The sequence below is a fragment of the Basilea psittacipulmonis DSM 24701 genome (assembly GCF_000743945.1).
Taxonomy (GTDB): Bacteria; Pseudomonadota; Gammaproteobacteria; order Burkholderiales; family Burkholderiaceae_B; genus Basilea; species Basilea psittacipulmonis.
Window position 1 is genome coordinate 1,478,468 of sequence record NZ_CP009238.1, and the last position, 26,010, is coordinate 1,504,477.

At 39.7% G+C, this 26,010-nt stretch carries 23 protein-coding genes; 6 read left to right on the forward strand and 17 right to left on the reverse strand.

Annotated elements, in window-relative coordinates:
- Positions 1-314: 314 nt before the first annotated feature.
- From IX83_RS06240 to IX83_RS06280, 9 genes are all read right to left on the reverse strand, one after another.
- A complete protein-coding gene (locus IX83_RS06240) occupies positions 315-1,067 on the reverse strand; it encodes a M48 family metallopeptidase (protein WP_038500391.1) in 753 nt (250 codons plus the stop codon).
- Positions 1,060-1,791, reverse strand: a complete 732-nt coding sequence (locus tag IX83_RS06245) for a lysophospholipid acyltransferase family protein (protein WP_236620602.1) — start codon at positions 1,789-1,791, stop codon at positions 1,060-1,062. Before IX83_RS06245 ends, IX83_RS06240 begins: the two co-directional genes overlap by 8 nt.
- Before the next feature lie 2 nt (positions 1,792-1,793).
- Complete coding sequence (gene gmhB / locus IX83_RS06250) at positions 1,794-2,336, reverse strand: D-glycero-beta-D-manno-heptose 1,7-bisphosphate 7-phosphatase (protein ID WP_038500394.1); 543 nt, start codon at positions 2,334-2,336, stop codon at positions 1,794-1,796.
- On the reverse strand, positions 2,333-4,435 hold the full coding sequence (gene glyS, locus IX83_RS06255; RefSeq protein ID WP_038500397.1) for a glycine--tRNA ligase subunit beta: 2,103 nt from the start codon (positions 4,433-4,435) through the stop codon (positions 2,333-2,335). Before glyS ends, gmhB begins: the two co-directional genes overlap by 4 nt.
- Before the next feature lie 11 nt (positions 4,436-4,446).
- On the reverse strand, positions 4,447-5,334 hold the full coding sequence (glyQ, locus tag IX83_RS06260; RefSeq protein ID WP_038501705.1) for a glycine--tRNA ligase subunit alpha: 888 nt from the start codon (positions 5,332-5,334) through the stop codon (positions 4,447-4,449).
- Positions 5,335-5,477: 143 nt separating this feature from the next.
- Entirely contained in the window at positions 5,478-6,944 is a 1,467-nt protein-coding gene (locus IX83_RS06265; protein WP_038500400.1) for a YdgA family protein, read from the reverse strand.
- On the reverse strand, positions 6,941-7,714 hold the full coding sequence (gene rsmA, locus IX83_RS06270) for a 16S rRNA (adenine(1518)-N(6)/adenine(1519)-N(6))-dimethyltransferase RsmA (protein ID WP_038500403.1): 774 nt from the start codon (positions 7,712-7,714) through the stop codon (positions 6,941-6,943). Before rsmA ends, IX83_RS06265 begins: the two co-directional genes overlap by 4 nt.
- Position 7,715: 1 nt before the next feature.
- On the reverse strand, positions 7,716-9,083 hold the full coding sequence (locus IX83_RS06275; protein WP_038500405.1) for a peptidylprolyl isomerase: 1,368 nt from the start codon (positions 9,081-9,083) through the stop codon (positions 7,716-7,718).
- Positions 9,080-11,470 (reverse strand): LPS-assembly protein LptD, encoded by a 2,391-nt coding sequence (locus IX83_RS06280; RefSeq protein WP_038500408.1) that lies wholly within the window; start codon positions 11,468-11,470, stop codon positions 9,080-9,082. Before IX83_RS06280 ends, IX83_RS06275 begins: the two co-directional genes overlap by 4 nt.
- 105 nt (positions 11,471-11,575) lie before the next feature.
- Between IX83_RS06280 and IX83_RS06285 the strand changes: the two genes are divergently transcribed.
- Genes IX83_RS06285 through IX83_RS06300 form a run of 4 tightly spaced genes read left to right on the forward strand, consistent with a single transcriptional unit; the run spans position 11,576 to position 15,493 of the window.
- Positions 11,576-12,607 carry an aminoglycoside phosphotransferase family protein gene (locus IX83_RS06285; protein ID WP_038500411.1) on the forward strand — a complete coding sequence of 344 codons (1,032 nt, stop codon included), beginning with the start codon at positions 11,576-11,578 and terminating at the stop codon, positions 12,605-12,607.
- Between the two features lie 6 nt (positions 12,608-12,613).
- On the forward strand, positions 12,614-13,354 hold the full coding sequence (murU, locus tag IX83_RS06290) for an N-acetylmuramate alpha-1-phosphate uridylyltransferase MurU (protein WP_051919427.1): 741 nt from the start codon (positions 12,614-12,616) through the stop codon (positions 13,352-13,354).
- Complete coding sequence (locus tag IX83_RS06295; RefSeq protein WP_038500414.1) at positions 13,351-14,442, forward strand: hypothetical protein; 1,092 nt, start codon at positions 13,351-13,353, stop codon at positions 14,440-14,442. Before murU ends, IX83_RS06295 begins: the two co-directional genes overlap by 4 nt.
- On the forward strand, positions 14,402-15,493 hold the full coding sequence (locus tag IX83_RS06300) for a cytochrome d ubiquinol oxidase subunit II (RefSeq protein ID WP_077315855.1): 1,092 nt from the start codon (positions 14,402-14,404) through the stop codon (positions 15,491-15,493). Before IX83_RS06295 ends, IX83_RS06300 begins: the two co-directional genes overlap by 41 nt.
- A gap of 5 nt (positions 15,494-15,498) precedes the next feature.
- Here IX83_RS06300 and IX83_RS06305 read toward each other — a convergent pair whose 3' ends face one another.
- From IX83_RS06305 to ppk2, 7 genes are all read right to left on the reverse strand, one after another.
- Positions 15,499-16,857: an ATP-binding protein gene (locus IX83_RS06305; protein ID WP_158332742.1), complete on the reverse strand. Its 1,359-nt coding sequence runs from the start codon at positions 16,855-16,857 to the stop codon at positions 15,499-15,501.
- 99 nt (positions 16,858-16,956) lie between these two features.
- A complete protein-coding gene (locus tag IX83_RS06310) occupies positions 16,957-17,679 on the reverse strand; it encodes a response regulator (protein WP_038500423.1) in 723 nt (240 codons plus the stop codon).
- Between the two features lie 9 nt (positions 17,680-17,688).
- Complete coding sequence (locus tag IX83_RS08625) at positions 17,689-18,339, reverse strand: hypothetical protein (protein WP_051919429.1); 651 nt, start codon at positions 18,337-18,339, stop codon at positions 17,689-17,691.
- A gap of 86 nt (positions 18,340-18,425) precedes the next feature.
- Positions 18,426-18,695: a copper-binding protein gene (locus tag IX83_RS06320; RefSeq protein ID WP_038500425.1), complete on the reverse strand. Its 270-nt coding sequence runs from the start codon at positions 18,693-18,695 to the stop codon at positions 18,426-18,428.
- A 4-nt stretch (positions 18,696-18,699) separates the two neighbouring features.
- Positions 18,700-19,209: a tetratricopeptide repeat protein gene (locus IX83_RS06325; protein WP_051919431.1), complete on the reverse strand. Its 510-nt coding sequence runs from the start codon at positions 19,207-19,209 to the stop codon at positions 18,700-18,702.
- Positions 19,210-19,300: 91 nt separating this feature from the next.
- Entirely contained in the window at positions 19,301-20,692 is a 1,392-nt protein-coding gene (gene gorA / locus IX83_RS06330) for a glutathione-disulfide reductase (protein WP_038500428.1), read from the reverse strand.
- Between the two features lie 315 nt (positions 20,693-21,007).
- Positions 21,008-22,255, reverse strand: coding sequence for a polyphosphate kinase 2 (gene ppk2 / locus IX83_RS06335; protein WP_038500431.1), 1,248 nt, complete (start codon positions 22,253-22,255; stop codon positions 21,008-21,010).
- A gap of 87 nt (positions 22,256-22,342) precedes the next feature.
- Here ppk2 and thiD point away from each other — a divergent pair, with 87 nt between their 5' ends.
- Entirely contained in the window at positions 22,343-23,185 is an 843-nt protein-coding gene (thiD, locus tag IX83_RS06340) for a bifunctional hydroxymethylpyrimidine kinase/phosphomethylpyrimidine kinase (RefSeq protein WP_038500434.1), read from the forward strand.
- Between the two features lie 72 nt (positions 23,186-23,257).
- The gene (locus IX83_RS06345; protein WP_236620603.1) at positions 23,258-23,926 is read left to right on the forward strand and encodes a protein-L-isoaspartate O-methyltransferase family protein; all 669 of its coding nucleotides are present in this window, start codon (positions 23,258-23,260) and stop codon (positions 23,924-23,926) included.
- Positions 23,927-24,281: 355 nt separating this feature from the next.
- Here the strand turns inward: IX83_RS06345 and IX83_RS06350 are convergent, their stop codons facing one another.
- A complete protein-coding gene (locus IX83_RS06350; protein ID WP_038500439.1) occupies positions 24,282-25,805 on the reverse strand; it encodes an acetyl-CoA hydrolase/transferase family protein in 1,524 nt (507 codons plus the stop codon).
- Between the last annotated feature and the right edge of the window lie 205 nt (positions 25,806-26,010).

A 26,010-nucleotide genomic window follows, 5' to 3' on the forward strand; every position in this document is an offset into this window, starting at 1 on the left:
TTTTTTACCGCTTTAAACATATAAATTCATCATTTCCGCTACAGATTGACAGGCTTTCAACCCTCAATAATTTCACTGTAATCGGCTATTTCTTTACTACCTCCCTCTTACTGTTCACAAAGTTTTCTTAGCCTGTTATTCAACCGCCCTAAAAACAAGCACGTTTTATTTCAGTTAAATAGCTTAGAGAAAAAGACAGAAACGTTTCACAACGATTTAGGTTAAAGAATATTAGCACGCACGCTAGATAGACAAAAAAATCACTTAGGAACGACACCAAAAACGCATCATGACGAACGACTATTAAGCGTCCATCACATCTCCAAAATCGACAGCTTTTTTAAGGTCTCATGTGCTTTCTCGTAGTTTGGCATTAAGGTTTTGACACGTTTCCAAAAAGCAGGACTATGATTCATTTCTTGTAAATGTGCAACTTCATGGGCCACGACATATTGAATCAAAAATACATCATAAAAAATCAACTGCCAATGCAATCGGATCACCCCGCGACTACTACAAGATCCCCATCGACTCTTGGCTTGCGTTAAAACAAACTTAGTAAAATAAATATCATGTTGACGACAAAAATCATGTAAAAAAGCATTTAAAAAAGAAGCCGCCATGCCTTTATACCATTGTTCACACAAGTATCCAATTTCTTTAGAAGATGCGTGAACAGGGGCTTTAATACGTAATGTATCCCCCTCTTGAGGAGAAAATTTATCAAGTTTTGTTTGACCATTGGCATCCACATATTCATAAGGCCAAGCAAAATCGGGGCTTACATGAAGTCGCAACTGTTTTCCAAGATAAGGAATATTCGCTTGATCTTGCCAAACCAACTTCATCAAAGGTGAAGCACGTTGTGAGAATTCGTAAAACTGTGTGGCGATCCAATCTGATTTTTGTTTGATAAATTGTTCGATATATTCTCGTGACAGGGACAATGGTGCTTTCACGATTAATTGTCCCTGATGGATATGTAATGCTAAGGTCTTTCGACGAGAACGAATTAAATGATACGCAAAAATGCCATGTCGCGTTTGAACTTGATATGACTTATTCATATAATTCTGGATTAAGAACCTTTTGTTCCTGTTCTATCCAATCTTCGACTTCTTTCATAATCTCTTGATGATTTCTGCCTGCCGTTTGAATAACTGGGCCAAAAGAAATCGTAATCGTGCCAGGTTTAAGAATGACCGCTTTTTTCTTCCAGCACAAACCTGCATTCAACGCAACGGGTAGAATATTCGCACCACTGGCTAAGGCCATTCTTGCCGCACCTTGTTGATAACGACCTTTTTCGCCAGGAGCGACACGCGTTCCCTCAGGAAAAATAACGGGATCACGATGTTCTTTAACACGCTCAGCACCGATTTCAACCAGCTGACGAATCGCTTCTGTGGGTTTTGAACGATCGATAGGAATATGTTTTAGACGCGAAAACGCCCAACCAAAAATAGGAATTTGGTTCAATACTTTTTTATGAACATAACAAACTGGATTGGGCATAAACCAAGGAAAAAACAAGGTTTCATACATAGATTGATGTTTACTACATACAATAACCGGTTCATCAGGAATATGCTCCCTACCTTTGATGACATAGTTAATGCCCACGATCCATTTGGCTCCCCAAATCATCATTCTGGGCCATACCACCATAAAGCGATAGCGTCTTTTAAAGCCAATGGGAATTAAACATGATAATAGGCATAAAATACCGTAAATGACCATGCTCAACAGGCCAAAAATCGCATATAAAATAGAACGAATATAAATCAACACCCTTACGCCTCATTTGCCAATAATGTTTTTGCAATACTTGCCAAGTCGTCAAATACTTTCGTTTCCTTAGGTAAATCGGGATCATTCATCGTTTTAAGCCCATTTCCTGTTTTCACCAAATAAGGAACAAATCCCCCCGCAACCGCAGCCTGTAAATCCCTCAAAGAGTCTCCCACCATAGGAACATTTGAGGGATCGATCTCATATCGTTTAATAATATCTAACAGCATGCCAGGAAGCGGTTTTCGACACGCACAATGATCTTCAGGAACATGGGGACAAAAGAAAATACTATCTACCTTACCACCTAATGGAGTCAGTAGTTGATTCATTTTTTCATTCATCGCCAGAAAATCTTCTAAGCCATAATAACCTCTACCAATGCCCGATTGGTTAGTGGCAATACTGATTTTCCAATCATGACGAGACAGTGCAGCAATGGCTTCTAAGCTACCTAGCAAAGGCTCCCATTCATCCACTGTTTTCACATAATCTAGACGATCAACATTAATCACACCATCTCTATCCAAAACGATTAATTTCATTTTGCTAACCTAGAAATATCGGCTACTAAATTCATCAACTGATGTAATGATTGCAATAAAGACAAACGATTGAGTCTGACTTTCTCATCATCAGCCATCACCATTACCTTATCAAAGAATTCATCCACCGCAGCCTTGCTATTGGCCAATGTCTTCAACGCTGTTTCATAATCTTGCTTGTTCACCGCGTCTTGAGCTATCGGTGTTAACTTCACTACCCATTCAAACAAATTCTTTTCAGCCTCTTGTTCAAATAAGTGAGGGTCAACGGTTGGTAATGTATCCTCAACCTTTTTGAGCAAATTCGTCATGCGTTTATTCGCCGCAATCAAACTCTCTGCTTCTGGCAATTTAACAAACGTTGCAATGGCCTTAACCCTAGATTCCACTTCCAAAATCGGTGGGTTCACCGTTAAGACAGCATCCACATCTAGTCGATCGTAGCTTTGATTTAACTGGTTTCTGTAACGTTCTAAAATAAAGGCATTTACGTCATCGACCACTGATTCCAATAACGATTGAGTAAACGTATCGCGTGCGATCTGTAGCATCTTTCTCAAGTCCACACGGTCTTTTAAGAAAGACAATTTTTCAATCACGCTAATCAAGCCTAATGCAGCTCTTCTTAAACCAAATGGATCTCTTTCACCTGTCGGTGCTAAGCCAATTCCCCAGATACCGATTAAGGTTTCCAAACGTTCAGCCATAAATAAAATAGCAGATGTTAAATCATTAGGTTCGACTTCCACATCATAACGTACCGCGTATTGTTGAGCTAAGGCTTTCACAACAGATTCAGATTCTCCATCATATTTGGCGTAATAAGCACCTATCACGCCTTGCAACTCTGGAAATTCGCCCACCATATTAGACGTTAAATCTGATTTAGACAGTAAGGCGGCACGTTTGGCCAAAGATTCATCCGCACCGAACAACTTAGCCAATCCTAGCGATATCGCTTCTAAACGCTGAACACGTTCAAACTGTGTTCCTAATTGGTTATGATAGACAATGGACTTTAATGAATCCAAACGATCGATTAACTTAATCTTACGATCGGTAGTAAAGAAAAACTCTGCATCGGCTAAACGAGGACGTACCACACGTTCATTACCCTCGATAATATGATGCGGATCAGAAATCGGCATATTACTGACGATTAAAAACTGATGACTTAATGCGCCATCTTGTTTAAACAAAGGAAAATATTTCTGATTCAAACGCATCGTTAAAATCAAGCATTCAGCAGGCACTTGCAAAAATCTTTCATCAAATTTGCCTACATAAACTGCTGGATACTCCACCAAAGCCGTCACTTCATCCAATAAAGCTTGAACCTCAGGACCCTCACCAATCGTTAAATTCAAACGTTTTGCTTGTTCATTTAGTTGCTTGAGAATCATCGCCTGACGCTCATCAAAAGAGGCGATAACATAAGTTCGTTCTAAAGCATTCGCATAATCATTCGCATGATCCAGACTAATCGGTTCTTGAGATAGGAAACGATGACCGTGTACGGTTCGGCTAGATTGGATACCTAACAAAGTTAAAGGCAACACGGCCAAACCATATAAAGCCACCACACCATGAACAGGGCGTACAAACTTAACACTTGTTTTACCATCGGCTAACTGGTAACGCATCACTTTCGGAATCGGTAACTTAGCAATCGCTTGTTCAACAACCTCTTGCAATACGTTTTCTAGTTTTGCTCCCGTTGCGATGCCTGCTGCCATCAAATAATCTTGTTTTCCATCGGATTCAACGATCAAATCTTTCACGTTCAAATGCGATAAATTTTTTGCGGCTAATTTTTTCAATAAGGCTTCACTTGCCGTACCATCAGCATTTAAGCCCACTTTAGCAGGCATTAATTTTTCTTTAAACGGCTTATCTTCTGCTTGGGCCATCACGGATGTAAGGCTAACTGCCAAACGTCTAGGCGTTGCGTACTCTGTCACTTTAGAAGAGCTTGATAACAATCCTAAACCAGTCAAACTTTCTTTTATTTGTGTTGCAAAAGATGTGCCTAATTTTTTCAATGCTTTGGGAGGCAACTCTTCTGTAAACAACTCTACTAATAATGTTTCTTCTTTCATTACCTACTCCATTAGTCTTTTAACATGGGGAACCCAAGTGCTTCTCTCGACTCATAATAGCATTGGGCAACAGCACGCGATAATTGGCGGATTCGCCCAATATAGGCCGCACGTTCCGTCACACTAATCGCACCACGAGCATCTAATAAGTTAAAGGTATGAGCGGCTTTTAATACCAATTCATAAGCAGGCAAAGCCAAAGGAACTTCCATCATCTTTTTCGCTTCTTGTTCATAATCTGCAAAATGTTGGAACAACACCTCTGTATTCGCGTATTCAAAATTATAGGTAGATTGTTCTACTTCATTTTGGTGATAAACATCACGATAATAAATTTTTTCACCATTTGGTCTTACCGTCCAAACAATATCATAGACACTTTCGACATTCTGTAAGTACATCGCCAAACGTTCTAAACCATAGGTAATCTCGCCAGTGGTAATGGAACAATCCAAACCACCCACTTGCTGGAAATAAGTAAATTGGGTCACTTCCATACCGTTTAACCACACTTCCCAACCTAGCCCCCAAGCACCCAAAGTCGGGTTCTCCCAGTCATCTTCCACAAAGCGAATATCATGTTCTTGCGGATTGATACCAATAGCCTGCAAGGATCCAATATACAAATCGATAATGTTTTCTGGTGCTGGTTTTAATACCACTTGGAACTGATAATAATGTTGCAAACGGTTCGGATTTTCGCCATAACGCCCGTCTTTAGGTCGTCTAGAAGGCTGTACATACGCTACATGCCAAGGCTCAGGTCCAATCGCACGTAAAAAAGTAGCGGTATGAGAAGTACCCGCTCCCACTTCCATATCATAAGGTTGTAATAAGGCACAACCTTGTTCACTCCAATAATTCTGTAGTTTTAAAATCAATTGTTGGAAAGTAAGCATCGTCATCCTATTTATGCTATTTAAATCAAAGTATCCATTTTATACGAGATAGATTTCAAAAGGATACTCACGCAAAGCCATATGAAAAAAACCGATCTCAACCCAACAAGCCAAGATCGGTATCTTTTCAATCAAAAAATGTATTAATGAGTATCGTGTCCTGATAACTCATCTGGAGAGTCAGGAAAATCGCCACGTTCAGGCAAATCATCAGATTCTGGGATATAGTCGCCACGTTCAGATGAATTGTCTAGAACAGGACCTGGGGCCCCACCCATCATCGCACCAACTGCTTGGTTTAATTCAGGGTAAGTATATTCTTTACCATTAGTGAACTTGATTTTCTGACTATCGCCTGATACATCAATCTTCAAATTCAATGGTTCATTCTCATCCTGAGGTTCTACCACGCCGAATGAACTTAACAATCCTGCATACACTGGTAATGTAAATTTAACCTCTGCAAAATCATTCTGATGAAGGGCTTTGTCAATGTTTTCAGCCACTGAAATCCATGATCTCAAATCCACATCCCCTTTCACAGAGAAGCTATCTACCGTATCCTCTATATCAGCACGAGGATTATCATTGTATTTGAAACTCGCGTGACCGCTTAGATTCGTTTTAAATCCATCCGCCGATTCCAATTCAAGCTTCTTAAATTCCATTTGCATAGGTTGGTCTGGCTGGATATAAGCGAAAATCTTGTCACCCTCATCTAGCACGGGTACATTTTTGGAGTCATATTGAGCATAAAGTTTTTTGCCGATATTCACGCCATTAATATTCAAATCATCAATTAATGCATCCCCTGATACCGTCGCTCTACCCAATAACTCACCTTGTCCCGTTACTGGTTTTATATCCATTTTCTGTGAGAAGTTCCATTCTTTGGCTTTCAAAGAGAATTGAAACATTTTGGAATCAACATTCACATCTTTAAATGTCATCTGGTACTTTAATGATTGAAGAATCGTGTTAACCACCTCTTTCTCATTATCCAAGTTCTTAGGCAAATACAAATCATTCAAACCAAAATGCGAAGCACCAATAGAAAGTAGCGTACCTGTCGTATTATCAACGAATTTTGTACCGTCCATCACATAAGAAAGATGATGCACTTTTTCTTTATCAAACGTCAGGTCTAAATTACCTTTATCGATATTTACCTGATACTTACCATCCACACTCATGCGGATATTTTTTGCAAAACCTTTTAGATCAGTTACCCCTGAATAATAGGTCCAAAATTCACTATTCTGTTCATCAACTGAAAGTTGAACAGATGAATCTCTAGAAGCCTCTTCTTTAAACTCACCATAAGCCACAACAGGCACCAACCCTGTTTTGTGGAGTTTTAAATAAGGATAAGGGCCTGGATAGACATTAAAAGCACTTTTGCTACCATCCTGAACATTCGATAATTCTACTACCTTCTTAAAGAAACCGTTTTCACTTACACGTAGGCTAAAAGGAAATCCCTTTTCCTTAAACAGTTCATCTAAGTGAGTGACTTGTTCATTAATCTTCTGTCCATTTACATAGATTAACCCCGTGTTGACCGCCAAAGCCAACACCACCACACCTGTTCCGTATTTTAAAAGTTTCATTTACTTTCCCTATCAAAACAATAATCAGATAATTTAATAAAATCCGTCACTGACAACTCTTCCGGACGAGCCGTTTCCGAAATACCTACTACATCCCAATCGATCTGATACGCTTGTAAACTACGTCTTAACATCTTGCGTTTTTGGCTAAACGCTTCTAATACCATTCGCGAAAATGTTTCATAAGATCGAGCTTGGGGTCTATCATTAGGTAATGGAATCATCCGAACGATTGATGACATCACCTTAGGAGGAGGATTAAACGCCTCGGGTGGCACATCAAACAAAGAAAACATCTTATACCGTTCCTGTAGCATCACAGACAAACGTCCATATGCACTCGAACCAGGCTGAGCCACCATTCTATCTATCACTTCTTTCTGTAGCATAAAATGCTGGTCAACGACCAAATGAGCCACATTCATTAAATGAAATAACAAAGGCGTTGAAATATTATACGGTAAATTTCCAACAATTCTTAATGGATGCCCGCATAAAGAAAAATCAAATTCTAAGGCATCGATTTCATGCACAGTTAATTTTTCTGGAGGATACGTATTTCTAAGTCGTTTAGCCAAATCTCTGTCAATTTCTACTACTTGTAAATGATTTAAGCGATGAAGCAAAGGAGCGGTCAAAGCGGAAAGACCTGGACCAATTTCCACCATACGATCAGTAGAAAGGGGGGCAATCACCCCCACAATTTCATCGATTACGCTTTGGTCAGATAAGAAATGTTGGCCAAAGCGTTTTCTTGCCTGATGAGCCATTTTATTTACTCAACTTGTTGTCAATATAAGCACCGGCACGAATCTGTGCATAAAAGTTTTCCAATGCCGCTTGAGCTCTTTCCTCGTAAATATTGTTACGTGCGAGGTTACGACGGACAATATTCGTAATATCTTGAGCATCTTTTGCATTGACTTTAACAATGTACAAAGCATTATTGGCAATAAAAGGCTTGCTATAAGTGCCTATCGCTGTTTCATGTAACGCTTTTAACATCACAGGCGAGGTATCCGTTTCCGTCAACCAACCCACATCACCCCCTAAAGGTGCTGAATTATCATCCGAGTATTTTCTAGCGACGGTATTAAAATCAGCACCTGATTGCAATTCCTTATAAGCCTCTTGAATCTTAGCTTTCGCTAAATCTGGTGTGAGTACAGGCGTTGCCACCACGCGAATAAGCTGCGTTTCAAAGCGTTGCATCATAATGGGTTTACCTGATTTCAGCTGTTTAGCCAGTTCAGATTCTTGCGTACTAATCGATTGTTTTCTGTGTTTCACCACCCCACGTCTTTCAACAACACGTAGAATATGAATACCATTAGGAGCTTCAATCGGTCTTGATACACCACCGTCAGGGACGTTCTGAGTAGCATCAATAAAAAGCTGAGGCCAATCTTCTAACAATCTCAACCCTAGGTCTCCACCCGCTGAGGCATTCTGAGCAGCCGAGTATCGAAGTGCCAATGAGGCAAAATCTACGCCTTGAGATAAACTTTTGTAGATTTGTTGAATCGTATCACTGATTTTTTTAATCTGTTCAGGGCTAGGATGCTCTGGTAACGGTAAAAAAATCTGTTGCAAATGAATCGCCTTTGGCACAAAATAAGGCTGTGTCACATCTATTGGTTTAATCTGATGATCAAGTAATCCCAAAGGATGTTCTTTTAAGAATCCATCAACATCTACTTCATCGACCACAACTTCATTTTGGACGATCGCTTGGCGTAACATCTGCATACGAAGTTCTGTTCTGAAATTCTCAATATAATCATCCCATCTTAGCCCTTCTCTTTGGACCGCCACTCTTAACTGATCCAAATTCATATTGTTACGCATAGCCGTATCGGTCAACGCGGCAGATAACTGTTGAGGGGTAACTTCGATACCGTATTGGTCAGCACGCTGCGTCAATAACTGTTCATTAATCAAAGCGTTTAACACATCTTCTTTTTGTCGTAGGTTCGAATGATTAATACGCAAAGTTGCTAAACGTTGGTTTAACTGTGTTTCGGTAATAATTTGGCTGTTAACAACGGCGACCACGCGATCGATAGGCGTCGCCGAAAAAGCCATTGTCGGCAATAAAGCAGACACTAATAAAATTTTTTTAATATGAGAACGCATCATTCATACCTTTCATACTTTGAGTTAAGTTCATTTTCTGGATTAACCGCTTCGTATCCTGGAATACTCTTACGTAAAACCTCAACAGGATTAGTACCTAATGAACCTAACCCTTGAAGTTCTAATTGCAGGTAAATCGCAGAGTTTTGGGCATTTTTCCCTACCGCATAACGCTGCAACACAATTCTACCTGCCCAACAACAATTACCCTTATATTCTATCCCTAGAATAGACTGTGATAATCGTTTTTCACGAATCGCATAATCCAAACGTCCGACTGCATAAAGATTTTTAGTAAATGGCCACTGAAACGCCATCCCCACGGTTTCTTTACCTGTCGAATCAGAATAATTAGGATTAGGCATATAACTTAATGGATCGCGTTTATAACGATAACTGAGTGAAAATGATGTTAATCGTTTAGGCATCCATCGAATACTCGCCATTGTAGCAATATTTTGGTATTGTTTTGAGCTGACCTGACCGCCCAGTTCAAGATCTAATGTATTGGTCAACGCAACCTCAGCATTCACCAACATATCAGAACGTCCATAATTATCAGGGTCTTCTCCTGGCAACCACACACGTTTTTCATTCAAATAATAACGCTGTGCTAATTGTAGTGCCAATCGCTGTTTGCCCGAATCTTCATCGTACCAGCGAGAACTCAAGCCCACGGTGACGATATTACCTGTGTTAATGCGATCCCATCCTGTATAGCGATTAGGCTTAAACACAGATCCCATACTAAACTCAGATAAACTGGTATCGTACACGGGAATATCCGATTGATCGCGATAAGGAATACTCACCAAATAAACCCTTGGTTCTAATGTTTGGATACTAGGCTGACCAAATAAACTGGTTTTTCTTCTAAAAATCATCCCACTGTCCAAACTAAAGATGGGTAATACACGATTAACGGTGGCACGATTTCGACCTGATTGGCTAGAAATCGGGTAATTCACATTCGGGTAAACTTGTCGCCATGTATTAAGGTACTGCTGATACCAATTCGTTTCATAACGTGTCGCATGTAACCCCACTTCTGGAATGATGTACCAGCCTGCCTTTCTAATCGGATAAGACACGCGAGTATAACTCATGTAGCGAGTGCCGTCTGGAGCACGGTGTCCGCCTGTGTATTGGGTCCATGGTAGCTTATCGCCAAAATATTTTGGAAACTCAAACCGCGTGATGCTATTTTCTGTGGATACATCAAATCCATACCAGTCATAACGTTTACCTTTTAGGGTAAATTCAGGCAAGCGTTCATATTGTCCATAAACCGTATCAGATGTCTGATCTTGCAACACTTGGTATTTTTGGAGGGTAAGCTTTGCTGTCCAATAATTTCCATCATCGGCATTCAAAGAGATGGAACGATTTAAGTAGATCGTATCGCCTAAATCAATGACACCTCGTCTGAAATCACGGTAGTAATCATCATCCGACACGGCGTTCCAATCCACATCCATGCTAATTTTGAAGTCATCGATCTGGCCTAATCGTTGGTGATGACGATAATTCCAAGACCAGCGAGATTGGTGCAACTGCGTATCGCGAGGCATATAACTCCATCCAATCTGACCATTTCCCGTCGTCGTCAAATAACGTGCTTCGGTTTCCAATAAGGCACCGTGTTTCGTTAAGATTCTCGGCGTTAAAGTTAGATCATAGTTCGGTGCCAAATTAATAAAATAAGGCACGCTCAAATCCAAACCACTACGTGACGTAATGCTGATCATGGGGGCTAGAAAACCCGTTGTTTTTTCTTTTCTTAATACATAAGACAAATAAGGGAACCAAAACACGGGGGTTCCTTTGATGTAAAGTGTGGCATCTCGAGCTTGAACACTATTTTTGGCATCATTTACTTTCAACACTTTAGAACGTACCTGCCACACCTGATCTTCGCATGGGCAGGCTGAATACACGGCATCATCAAAGACGATGATGTTATTGTCTTTTAGAACAGCGGATTTTGCATAACCTACGCCATTATTTAGCAAGTGATATTTGATATTCGTAATCTGACCTGATTCTTCATCAAAATGATAGTCAGCCGTATCGCCTGTGATCAATGTTCCGTCTTTTAAGACACGGATATTCCCAACCAAGGTGGCCGTATTTTTATTCTGGTCATATACGATTTTATCGCCTTTTAGAATAATATCGGCACGTCTGACCTGAGCGTTTTGGCCCAATGTCAACGTATTATCGGCATAGAACACATCTCGGCTTTTTGTATAGCTCGCCAACTGATTATCTTTAGGAGACTGTTCTGATAATAAATTGATACTCTCAAGTGGCTCACTGGCCATCGCATATAAGCTACAAAATGGTAATCCAATAGCCAAAGAAATAAGACGAATATATATTTTATCCATGTAAATATCGTAAAATCAAAGAATACAGCCTTAAAAAAATTTAAAATTAAGGCGATAAAGTTTTATTTTACCTCATAACCGTAAATTCGCATAAAGTCTGTTGCTATGAGTCAAGAACAAAGATTTTTAGATTTAACCCATTGGATCCAAAAACTAGGCTATTGTGCCGATAGTATATCACCCGCTTCGTCTGACGCTAGTTTTAGACGCTATTATCGGATTGAAGATGAAAAAAATCATCGCTCCCTAATTGTGATGGATGCACCCAGTCAACACGAAAAAATCGAGCCTTTTATCGATATCACACATCGTCTAGAAAAAACTGGCGTGAATGTCCCTAAAATCATCGCTCAAGACCTTGAACAAGGTTTTTTATTGTTAACCGATTTAGGGATCCCTACTTACTACGATGTCGTGACTAATGGAGCAGATGATCGTCTTATCCAAACGATTTATCGACAGGCTGTTGAAGCGATGGCAGAGATGCAAAAAGCCGACACAAAAGGACTCCCCGTTTATGATAAAACGCATCTTATGCAAGAACTCGATTTGTTTAACGAGTGGTATTTAGATAAATATTGTCAAATCACACTGAGTCCTAAAGAGAAAGAAGCTTTGTTCTATGCTTTTGACTATTTGACGAATTATAACGATAAAGAACCCAAGGTATTTATACATAGAGACTTCCATTCTCCTAATCTTATTTTCTGTGAAGACGAGGACCGCTATGGCCCTAACCCTGGCATTATCGACTATCAAGACGGTGCATTAGGGCCTGTTAGCTATGATCTTGCCTCTACTGTGATGGATGCGAGAACCACTTGGGATGAGGAATGCCAAATCGATTGGGCGATTCGTTATTGGAAAAAAGCCGAGTATATTGGTTTGCCAGTTCCTGATAATTTTGCTGACTTTCACCAAAATTACGAATACATGTCTTTACAACGAAACCTAAGAATTTTAGGCGTTTTTGCACGACTTTCTTTAAGAGATCAAAAACACCAATATCTTAACCATATGCCTCGTGTGATCAAATATGTTCGTCAAGTCGGCTCACGTTATCATCCATTTAAGCCAATTGTTAACATTCTTGATCGTATTGAGAACATCAAACAAGAAGTGAAATACACGTTTTAAACGCCTATGAAAGCGATGATTCTTGCTGCCGGTAGAGGCGAACGAATGAAACCTCTTACGGACAGCTGTCCTAAACCATTACTGAACGTCCATGATAAACCGCTTATTGTTTGGCATATCGAACGATTAAAGGCTCATGGCATTCAAGATATTGTGATTAACACAGCTTGGTTAGGGGAGCAAATTACCCATGCCTTGGGAAAGGGAGAACAATGGGGAGTGACGATTGAATACAGTCATGAACACTATCCAGGTTTAGAAACAGCAGGCGGCATTGCCCAAGCACTTCCTTTATTAGGTCAAGAACCTTTTTTAGTGATAAATGGCGATATATGGACGGATTGGCCTATTCAAGAGGCATTTAAAATGCGTGATGATTTAAAACGTCATGAATGCTTAGCCTCGCTCATCTTCGTTAACAATCCTGCCCATCACCCTTCAGGCGATTATGGGATACAAGACCATCGACTCTGTTCTAAGACACCTGAAAATGCATATACATTCAGTGGTATCGGTGTTTATCAACCCGAGTTCTTCAAAAAAATTGCCCATTACCAACCCATGATTCCTTATAAATTAAAACCATTATTTGACCAAGCACTCGCTAATCATCAAGTGATGGCTCATTTGTACCAAGGATTATGGTTTGATATTGGGACTCCTGAACGTTTGGCAACACTTGATCATCTACTTCGTTCATCCCATCTATCTATCGACCCGTCTCATCATTGCATCGATCCATCATGAACACACTTCAATTTCTTGCTCATTTAGGCGTTATCTTTAGCATCGGTTTTATGGCGAGTTTTCTCAGTATTAGCTTGTTATTACTCGTTTTCCTATGCACGTTAAAATTTACCCGTTTCATCCAAGAAAAGCCTTATATTGCAAGTTATCAGATATGGAATCGCTGTTTAAGCATTTCTTTACTCATGACCACTGCTATGGCGGTTCCAGTAGTGCTTCAAATCAGTTCGGTTTGGCCAAATATTTGGAGTTATATGCCTTCACAAGTAAGCGTATTACTTTGTTTATCAACCTGCATTATTATCTTTTGTCAGCTAGGATTGATGCGTTCTTCCTTATACGAAAAATACAATCTCCAACATCAACTTTTAAAATATCAATCCTTAGGGGCCACTATCTTATTTTTTATTCTCGTTTACTTTACACTACTTTCCACCTACTGGATTATTCACCCTCAAGAAGCTGATTTTTCCCAGTCGTTCAATATCCATATATTTTTCAGTTGCATTTTATTAGCGATATTAGGGGCGTTACCATTGGGACTGTTGATGTTAACGACCGTTACTTGGCGTTCATCCTTTTTTCCATTACACGAGGGTAATCGCTTGGTTCAAAAAAACGCATTAATTTTTGCTTGGATTGGTTGGTGTACCTTTGCTTTATTATCGTTACTTTTGCATTACAACGTCCCAAATTACTGGCAATGGGGCTATCAAAACCACCCTTTTTTCACCCTGCTTTTTATATTAGGGCTTTTATATACGATTGCCATTATTATTTGGCTCACGTTACATTGGCCAAAGTACAAAGACAATCAATCTCCTGTCTTAAACCAACTACTTCCCTACACGTCATTAGTGGGACTTATTATTTCGCTAACGTTTTATGCGGTAGCGATTGACTATGCCTTATCCAACCAACTTAATGTATTACTATTGTACGAGGGCGATAATGTCTTCATTTTAAGTTTGGGACTGGTTATTTGGTTTAGTATTTATGCACTGCTTACCTTTGCCTTTGGACGCATGATGTATAGCAGTGCTAAAAATGGCATTGAACTATTACATTCATCTCATCATCATGAATAATATTCTGCAACACTTATCCGCTTCACTCGATTTGTCCATTAGCGACCCTGCGTTCTGGCTTCCTTTGGCATGCTATGGCATTTTATTTTTAACGATTTTGACGAGCATGATTTTAGAGGGGTTCGACATTGCACTTGGTTTTTTAGCCCCATTTATTGGACAAAAACGCGTCATGAAAATGCTCAGTCGTTGGAGAGAGATCAATCAGTTTTGGTTATTGTTCACCATTATCTTTTTTATCTGTGCCTTTCCAAAAGCTTGGTCTTACCTAGCAAGCATGATTTTCTATCCACTTATTTTAGTGGCGATTGGATCCATTACCCGCACGTTAGGATATGAATTTTGGCTAAGAAGTGTGGACTCTAAAAAGCTTTATAGCACCTTATTTAGCATCGGTTCGATATGTACGATTTTTGCCTACGGTTGGTTATTAGGGCTTTTTGTAGTGAATTTCCAAGATGACTTTAACGACCAACTCATCGCATTTTTAATTGCTTTATTAAGTTTCGCTATATACGGTTTGCTAGGAATTTGTTGGATACTTTTGAAATCAAACCGACATATTCTGCAACTACAAGCCATTATTTGGGCAAAACGATTATCTCGAATTTCCGCGATATTTGTCATCCTAACTTTAACAACATTAGTGTTTGCGAATACGGGGATTTTAAACAAATGGATCGCTTATGCTCGTTTAAAAAATTTCGTTATTTACTGGTTTATCATTCTTTTTATCTTCGTCTTGTTTGAGGTGAGTATCCGAAAATGTGAAGAGAAAATCCGTCAGCACATCACGCAGCACATTCTTTATAAAACCCCATTTTTTATCTTACAGCTACTGACTGTCGTGACCCTACCAGGTATCGCTTACTGTTATTTTCCATTCTTTGTCTATGGTGAATTAAGCATTTGGGAAAGTATCAATTCCATTCAATCACTAAAAACACTCTTTACCTTAGCAATTTGCACCTTTCCCGTTATTGCGATTTTTATTATTTATATGTATTACGATATGTTTATTCAATCAGATCAAAAGACTGAAAAATCGTAAATTTCCTATACAAAACAATCAGTTAATCGGTCAAAGAATTTTTTATGGGGGGGGGGGATTTGTAATTTAAATGTTTCGGCAAAAGGCAGTGTTATACTCACCATCAAAGCACCAGAATCCGTACTGCCTAACTCTAAGCTACCTTGATGTGATTCAATAATTAATTTTGCTAACGTTAAGCCCAAACCTGAACTTCCTGTTAATGTCCGTGCAGAATCTAATCTAGAGAATGCACGCAAAGCCTCTTCCCTTCTTTCTTCTGGAATACCTTGACCATGATCTGAAAACACGATAGACCAAGAAGATTGCTCTGGCAAGGATGTCAATTTAATTTCCACAGGAGGTAGGGCATACTTAATCGAATTAGAGATCAAATTATCAATCACACGACTTATCGCCAGAATATCGACATAAGCCAGTGCCTCATCGATATCACTGTCAAACTTAACTTCAATACCCACATTATTCCAGTGATCCTGACGTTCTAAGATCAACTCAACCAAATTTTGTTTTTCAAAATGATAATTTGAAATATCCGATCCCTGAACATAATTAATAAACTGTTCAATGATCGCTTTCATCTCTGAAATATCATTCTTCATACCATTTCGAATAAACTCATCTTCGCACATTTCCACTCTTAGCAACATTCTTGCCAAGGGACTTTTTAAATCATGCGGTAAGCCTGATAACATGGTTCTTTTGACATTTTCAGATTCATTTAACGCTTTGACCATGCGATTAAAACTCATCCCCAAGTCATAAATTTCAGCAGGTCCATTCGGATCAACTTTTGCTAATTTACCCTCAGCAAAGGCTTCCGAAGCGATTTTTAACTGAAGAAGTGGACGTGAAATTCGTACCGCATACCATAATGAGAAGATTAAAAAGAATAAGGTACTAATGGCCCATACCAGCACAATCGATTGTAAATTAGGAGGTCTGATATTACCAACGGGAATAGAAATCCAACTTTTTACTGGCTGATTTTCATCGACGATAAGTGGCACAAAAATACGAGGAACACGTTTATTCAACAAGCCAATTGTGTGAGCAGGCAAATGTAGTGCATCTTCGATAATAAAAGCGATCTTAATAAAATTATCTGGATCTTCTTTGTTTAAACCATAATCCAGTTCATCGTCAAAATTTCTTAACTGTCCATCAACCAAATAAAAAGGCAAGGCTTCATCATCTGATGAACGCGTATAGACATACCACTGCTGCCCTGTCAACTCCCGAATCGAACTATCACGCTCTTCTTCAGGCACAGACAAAGCAACTTTACGAATAACATTAATACTCGTGACCAAATAACTGTTAACAACGTTATCAATATAGCGATTTTTAATGTATCCAGTCATGAAAATCGTCATTAACTGAACTAAAAAAATCATCCCCAACATCAAAAACACTAGCTGGACACGAAGAGAAAACGGCGGCAATGATCGGATTTTCATTAATTATTCAAATTCTTCAGGATCAGGCGTGAAACAGTAGCCCTCACCCCAAACAGTTCTGATCCATCGAGGTTTTTTAGGATCATCCTCAATAACTCTTCTTAAACGCAACACAGTAATATCAATGGCGCGATTGTTTCGCTCCTCCCCATCATCATGGCAATAATCTAATAATTCTTCACGACTTAATGCACGTCCAGAATGATTGATCAACGCTTCTAAAATCGACAATTCTCCAGATGTCAAACGAATAATTTTGTCATCTCTTTTTAGAGTCCGAGTAGAATAACTATACGTAAACGGACCAAAATCTAATGTATCTAAACTTTTTAATGTTTTGTGCGTGACAATGTGTCGTCTCAATAAACTTTCGATACGAGCCACCAATTCTCTTGGATCAAAGGGTTTACCTAAATAATCATCCGCCCCCATTTCCAAACCATGAATACGGTCATTAATCGTATCTTTTGCAGTCAACATAATCACGGGAATATTTATACCCGCTTCTCTTAATTTTATGCAAGCATCCAAGCCATCACCACTTGGTAACATGCGATCTAAGATCAACACATCTGGTGAATATTTCTCAATCTTAGCTTCTAGGCCATTCGCATCGACCGCAATCAAAGTATCATAGCCTTGTCTATTTAAGTATTCTGATAATAATTGACGCAAGGTGTTGTCATCATCTACCAACAGCAGTTTGATATGTTTCTTTTCGCTCATTGCCACACCTCAATTTACTGGAAAGTTACGCCTACCCAAAGATCGACCTGTTTTCGTATCTTTAAGTCTAATAGTGATACTCTTTGCTTGGAGTTTATTTGGCAAATCAATCTCCCCCTCACTTCGTGTAATCGAACTGACTAGCACGCTTCTGGATTCTGGCTTGGCATAACCAGCTTTGCCATTTTCATAAACACCGCTAATATCAAACTCTAACGTCACATCGACACTTTCATTCGTTTTCATATTACCCAAAAAATACAAGGTATAGTTTAACTTTCCTGGTATAGACGTGACTTTCGCTGTTCGCAAACTTAATTCCGAAATCTGAGTACCCGATGCCAATGCTTCTCTTAACAACGTCACTTCATCTTGAAGCTGTGAGACGCGGTCCTGAATCGCTTTTAGGCTTTTGTTCTGTGACTCGGTTTCATTCGTCACGATACCCAAACGATTTTTTAACTGCGCAATCTCTGATTCTTGTTGCATCGATAAGGTTTCAAAATGACGTTTCTCATCATTTGCCTTTTTGACATCATCAATAAATGCTTGCGATTCCTCCACCGTGAATCGTTTAGGGCCATAATTCGTTTGTAGAAACCAAAAGCCTCCTGCCCCCACAACAATACCTGTCAGCAACACCACGACCCAACGAGGCATCCGTTTACGTCTCTTGGAATAACTGCTGCTGTATATTGCACCATTGAATGAGTTTTTACTTCTAAAAAACGCCATACGTGTTCCGCTTATTTGTTAATTTGAGTAATGTAGTACTCGTTATTTTTCACTTCTACCGTAAAGTTTACCTCGTCACCTGCAGCCACCTTTGAGGCCAAAGAGGGGGTAATATGATAAGCAAAACTACCTGCGGGGATATTCAAACTCGTAATGGCAGATTGTTTGATAATAATCTTTCCATTATCCACACGGCGTACCTGACCACTACCTGTTGCAGTCGCCGCCATCACTGATGTACTCAATACTAAGGCACTCAATGTTAATAAAAATTTTTTCATGTTCTTACCTCTTTACTTTCGGCGTTTCAAGTGTACATTTGTTCAAAGCATACTCATCACAAGCATTTGAAATGTCGTGATTACAAGCCTTTGCTAAATATTTGCATGATCTGACCCCGTCTTTAAAGACACCAAAATCACCATTTTTATATAACAAACCTAAGGTGTAATTTGCCTGAGGAAAATCTTGTTTAGCCGCATCAGACAATAATTCCAAAGCTCTGACACTACTTTGTGGCACTGTATTACCAAACAAATACATCATGCCAAGATTCCACTGAGCTCGTGCATCACCTGATTTTGCTGCAGCTGAAAATAACTTGGCAGCGGCTTGTGCGTCTTGAGAGCGGATATGCCCACTCATATAAGCCAATGCCAAATCTGTCTGACATTCGGTCACTCCTTGGTTCGCACAATCCACTAAATGGGTTAGATGCGTGTCTGCTTTTGTCATCGTCATACTCACAAAACCTACTAAAACTACCGCACTTAACTTCTTAATGAATGTTGTCATGTAATAACCTAAAACGTATTATCCTACCTATTATAAAGTATTATCAAACTTTTCCAAAAAATCATGAACACTTATACCATAATCATGCCATTTACGCACTAGGTGTTCGCATCGTCACTAATTCTTCGGCCGCACTAGGATGAATGCCAATCGTTGCATCAAAATCAGCTTTCGTTAAGCCTGCTTTCATGGCCACTGCAAATCCTTGAGCTATTTCAGCGGCACCTTCACAAACGATATGTAAGCCAATTACTTTTTGATCCGCAGAATTCACCATTAATTTCATCAAAGCACGAGTATTGGCCCCACTCAATGTATGTTTTAACGGTCTAAAATCGCTTTTGAAAATTTGAACATCGCCATACCGTTGTCTTGCCTGTTCTTCCGTCAATCCAATCGTAGCAATTTCTGGATGCGTGAATACCGCCGTTGGCACATTCATCATGTCCAAAATTAAATTTGATTTTCGACCAAAATGATTATCCACCCAAACCATAGCTTGAGCCAATGCAACGGGCGTTAATTGGATGCCTCCGATGACATCACCTATCGCATCAATCCCCTCAATAGACGTGGCGAAATATTCATTTACTTGAATCTCACCTTTTGGACCTATCTCCCCACCTAACTCTTTAAAGCCCAAGCCCTCTAAATTAGGTTCTCGACCAATCGCATATAAGACCTGATCAACCTCAATAATATCGCCTGTGCTGAGTAACACTTGTTTTTGGCCATCATCAAGCAAATTCACGCGTTCTACTTCTGTGCCTGTACGCACATCAACACCTGCATTCATCATCTCTTTGGTAATGAATTGACGAACGTCTTGATCAAAGCCTCTTAACAACTGATCACCACGATAAGTCTGAATCACTTTTGCCCCTAATCCTTGAAAAATGCTTGCAAACTCACTGGCGATGTAACCACCACCTACAATTAAGAGTTTTTTAGGAAATTCTGGTAAATCAAAAATCTCATTAGACGTTAATACATATTCTTTTCCTGGGATATCAGGCTGTACAGGACGGCCACCTGTCGCGATCAAAATACGATCCGTGTTTAATATTTTTTTCTCATTTTCTGTTTCGACCACCACTGTATTGGGGCCGTCTATCCTGCCTTTGCCATGAATGATATCCACTCCAGCTTTTTCTAACAACCCTTGATAGACGGTGTTCAAACGTGTTATCTCTTTGGTTTTCTGTGCTTTCAACACGTCCCAATTTAATGTAGGGTTAAATTCTTTTTTTCTGTCAGCCTCTTCCCAAGACCAACCAAACCCGCGAGATTCCTGAAAATCATGGGCATAATGAGCGGCATAACTGTACAGTTTTTTAGGAATACAACCTACGTTTACACAAGTCCCTCCTAAAGCCGAGCATTCCACTACTGCCACGTTTTTACCTAATTGAGCTGCCATACGAGCTGCTCTCACACCGCCACTACCTGCACCTAAGACCACCACATCATATCTATTATTCATGTTCTTTCCTATTGATATATTCATTTTCAAAGCAAGAGATTGGCTACATTTTACGATATTTTTGTGTCAATCAAAAATCATCTCAATGCCTATCCATCAACACATCAATCGTTCAACAACCGCCCAATATCAGCGTTTCAAAGTGATGAGATAAATGCTACTGTTTATGAGAGGGAATGAATCGGCGGCGATGCGATCCTTTTCCAATGGTCAGGTGCGGGAGGCAAACACCGCTTTTTATGAGAGATTAAAAAAATAAAAACCCTTTTGGTAAGATCCATCTTTACACAAAAGGGTTTTACACCGTAACGATAATTACGCTTTTACGTTATTTTTTAGTAATTTCTTTTCGCTTTCCTCAAAAACAACGCTAGAACGGCCCACAATCAGCGGATCGATCTTGCCAATTTTTTCTGGATTTTTGTTCGCGTAATCGAACTTATGCAATACATAACGCATCGCATTTAAACGTGCACGCTTCTTACAATCAGACTTAACCACTGTCCATGGTGCATCGCTAGTATCTGTGTGATAGAACATCGCTTCCTTAGCTTTCGTGTAATCATCCCATTTATTCAAAGAAGCCGTATCAACGGGCGATAATTTCCACTGTTTCAAAGGATGTGTCTTACGTTTTTGGAAACGACGGCGCTGTTCTTCACGTCCTACAGAGAACCAGAATTTAATCAATGTAATGCCACTAGAAACCAGATTACGCTCGAATTCAGGGGCTTGACGCATAAATTCTAAATACTCATTTTCAGTACAGAAGCCCATCACACGTTCGACACCTGCACGGTTATACCAAGAGCGGTCAAACAACACAATTTCACCTTTTGTGGGAAGGTGCTGGACATAACGTTGGAAGTACCATTGGCCTTTTTCAACTTCAGTTGGTTTGTTCAAAGCAACGACACGTGCATAACGTGGATTTAAGTGCTCTTGGAAACGTTTAATCGTACCGCCCTTACCTGCCGCATCACGTCCTTCAAAAATAATCACCAAGCGTTTACCTGTATCCTGAACCCACGCCTGTAGTTTCAATAACTCAACTTGTAGATTATATTTTTCAAATTCATAATTACGACGAGACATCAAGTTTTTATAAGGATATACGCCTTCTTCTTGCCAGTTCTCTACTAATTCATTATCCGAATCAACCTTAGTTTTGCGTTTTGCTAACTTTTCTTCTTTTAGTAGTTTATAAATGGCACGACGATCATCGTTCGATAAATCAGCAACCAATGTACGCAACGTCTCTTCACGTAGTTTAGGCTGCTGCTCACGAATAATATTAATGATGGCACTAGCTTCAGCATTAATGTGTTTATCAATACTATTTTCAATCTCTAACGCACGTGTTTCCTTGTTATTACGACCTGTGCGAGTATCTCCTTGGGAGACTAATCTAGGAGCAGAAGTTCGTTTAGAAGCAGTCGTTTTCGCTGTGCTACGAACTGGTTTTTGCGTTTTTACTGTGGCTCTCGTTTTTCTGACTGTGCTGGCTGCAACAGTTTTCGTTTTCCCCGCTGTACTTTGTGCTGTAGAGGATTTTCTAGGCATAAAATTCTCCATTTAGTATAATTAAACCTTAACCTTAATATTATCTCACTTATTACTGGTAAATTCAAAAAAAACAAGGGAATAAAAATGAATTCTTCAACTATAAAAAATGTCCTCAGTATCGCTGGCCTAGATCCCTCAGGAGGGGCTGGAATACTAGCTGACGTTAAAACTATAAGTGCATTGGGTAGCTACGCTTGTGCGGTGATTACAGCATTAACCGCCCAAAACACCCAAGCCGTCACAGCAGTCGAAAATGTTTCTCCTCGTTTTGTTGCTCAAGAAATTGATACCTTGTTTGCGGATGTCACGATCCATGCGACTAAAATTGGGATGTTAAGTGAGATTCCTTTAATTGAAACCGTGGCTGATAGACTCATTCACTGGAAAGCCGAAAAAATTGTTTTGGACCCCGTCATGGTGGCAAAAAGTGGCGATCATCTATTAGCAAGAAATGCAATTGGGGCTTTAAAAGAGATGCTTCTTCCCCAAAGCTTAATCATCACGCCGAATTTACCTGAAGCAGCGGTACTGTTAAATATCAGCGTTGCAGAAAATCGCAAAGAAATGTGGCGTACGGCGGAACAGTTACACCGCTTATTAAACGACAGTCGCCCCTCATGGGTATTATTAAAAGGGGGACACGCCGTGGGCAATGAAATGGTTGATATGCTTTACAACGGTGATAAGCTTTACGAATACGAAACACAACGTATTAACACGAAGAACACGCATGGCACGGGATGTACCTATTCGTCTGCTATCGCCACGCTACTGGCCCAAGAATACGATGTTCCTGATGCAGTCGAACATGCTCATCGATGGTTACACCAAGCCATTATCGAAGCAGATAAACTATCTGTTGGTCACGGACATGGTTCCACCCATCACTTTCATGCATGGTGGCAGACAGGGCGAAAAAATATTTAAAATTTGATACGAATTAAGCAGAAAGGCTGTGGCTTTGAGTAAAATAAAGCGAATATTTTTTAGGTGATGGTTATGATGGATATTGAAAAAGCACGTTTTAACATGGTAGAACAACAAATTCGCCCTTGGGAAGTGGTGGATAAACGCGTGATTGAAGCATTGTTTAATGTAAAACGTGAACAGTTTGTACCCAAGCAGTATATTAATTCTGCATTTACTGATATGAAAATTCCACTCAAGATCGAGGGCATCAAGTATTCCTGTGCAACGATGTTAGAACCTAAGATCGAAGCCAGACTGGCTCAAGAATTAACATTAAAAGAATCTGATTCTGTCCTTGAAATCGGCACAGGTTCTGGATATCAGGCAGCACTACTATCAAAATTATGCGGTAATGTCGTATCAGTTGAAATCGATCAAAGTCTTGTTGATTTTGCCAAAGCGAATTTAAAACAAGCGAATATTTCAAACGTCGTCGTGGAACATGGCGATGGTCACAAAGGTTGGACAAGCTCTATTTTTGATGCCATTTTAGTAACAGGTTCCATGCCCGATATTCCTGACTCGCTAAAATACCAATTAGCCGAAGGAGGCCGTTTAGTGGCCATTATCGGCGAAGCACCTGCGATGTCCGTGGTTCGCATTACGCGTGTGGGTGCCGCTGAGTTTAAAGAAGAATCTCTATTTGAGACCTATGTACCTAAACTTAAAGGCATTAGCACCACAAAATTCCATTTCTAATTCATCTCCTTATTTTTCTCCTCCAAAACCTCATCAATGCATTCATTCATGAGGTTTTTTTTCGTTCAAAATTTATCGTATCTCAACCATCACAACTGATGTATCCTATTCCAGTTGTGTTTTTGTATCTTATCCCTGTTACGTTCTTGCTTTTGTATCCACTGTTTTCTTCATGCACTTTCCCCCTTTTAATAGAGGCCATTATCTATTCCTATTACAAACAAAGTCGTTCTTTACGATACAGGCATGAATCCTATTCTTTGTGACACGAACATAAACTTTATTCTTTACGATACAAACTAAAAAACCCCGCTATAAAAACGGGGTTCGGTTCTCTCTCTACCTTATTTAAACTTTATTTCAGCCTCATATCACCTGTTTCTACAAAACGTTGGTGCCATGACAAGGCTTCATTCAATAAATGCGGTGTATGCAGCCCACCACCCGATTTCTCGGCACGATCAAAGTAATCTTTCAACATATCACGATAATCAGGATGTGAGCAGTTATTAATGATTAAGCGTGCACGATCACGAGGGCATTTACCACGTAAATCTGCCATACCCTGTTCCGTTACGACAAACATTACATCGTGTTCTGTGTGATCATGATGTGAAACCATTGGAACAATACATGAAATCGCACCGTCTTTAGCCACCGATGGACTCACAAAGAATGAGAAGAACGCATTACGTGTAAAATCACCTGAACCGCCAATACCGTTCATCATTCGCGTTCCCATCACGTGAGTAGAGTTCACATTACCATAGATATCTGCTTCAATCATCGCATTCATGCCAATCACGCCTAAACGACGAATTAACTCAGGGTGGTTCGTGGTCTCTTGTGGACGCAAAATAATCTTGTGACGAAGTTCATCGATATGGTCATAGAAACGTTGTAACGCATCAGGACTGAATGATAAGGCCGTTGCGGAAGCAGAAGTCATCTTACCGCTGATAATCAAGTCCAACATACCATCTTGCAGTACTTCGGTATAACCCAATAAATTTTCAAATGGACTATCCTGTAACCCCATCAATACGGCATTTGCCACATTACCGACACCTGATTGAAGTGGTAATAGATTTTTAGGCAAACGACCAGCTTTTACTTCATGAGCTAAGAAATCAATAATCTGTTCAGCAATACGTTTAGAATTAGCGTCTGGATCAGCAAATTTACTGTTTCTATCGCCAGAATTCGTCATGACAATACCCACAATCTTATTTAGATCACACTCTAAATAAGGGCTACCAATACGTTCATTCGCACGTGTCATCGGAAGTGGCACACGATTAGGAGGCGAGCCAATATCAAAGAAAATATCATGCATGCCCTCTAGTTTTTCGTGCTGTGCCAAGTTCACCTCAAGAATCACTTTCTTCGCTGCTTTCAACCATTCATTATTCGTACCAATCGCTAATGAAGGGATCAATTTGCCATCTTCTGTAATCCCCGTCACCTCTAGAATCGCCAAATCCATCTCACCATAAAAACCAAAACGGACCTGTTGTTCTAAGTGCGAAAGATGCATATCCGCATAGTTCGTGTGACCAGCATTAATGCTATTTCTCATCGCAGGATCTGATTGGAATGGCGAACGAAAACTCACACAGTCTGCAGCCGCTAACACGCCATCACATTCTGGAGCAGTAGAAGCACCTGTTAACATGCTAATTTTAAATGCTTGCCCATTTGCATGGAATTTCTTTGCCCTTTCAGCAATCGCTGTTGGCAATGCTTTAGGATAACCTGCCCCCGTAAAGCCACTTATTCCAACCACCATACCGTTTTGAACAAACTCCGCTGCTTGTTCAGCGGTCATCACTTTATTACGCAACTCGCTGTGTTTAATACGTTGTGCAACTGCTTCCATAATTATCCTCCTACTGAATCATCAGTATCGTTATTTTTTTCAACCAATAATTTCTTTTGAAATTGAACTAAGTTTCATTTAATATAGCGTAAAGCCATCGCACTTAGCAAGCATTTTCTTGCACAAAATAATAGGGATTTACCCTAGTTGCGTTCATTTATTTTTAACATTATCTTTTAATATTAACCATCATTGATAACGATCA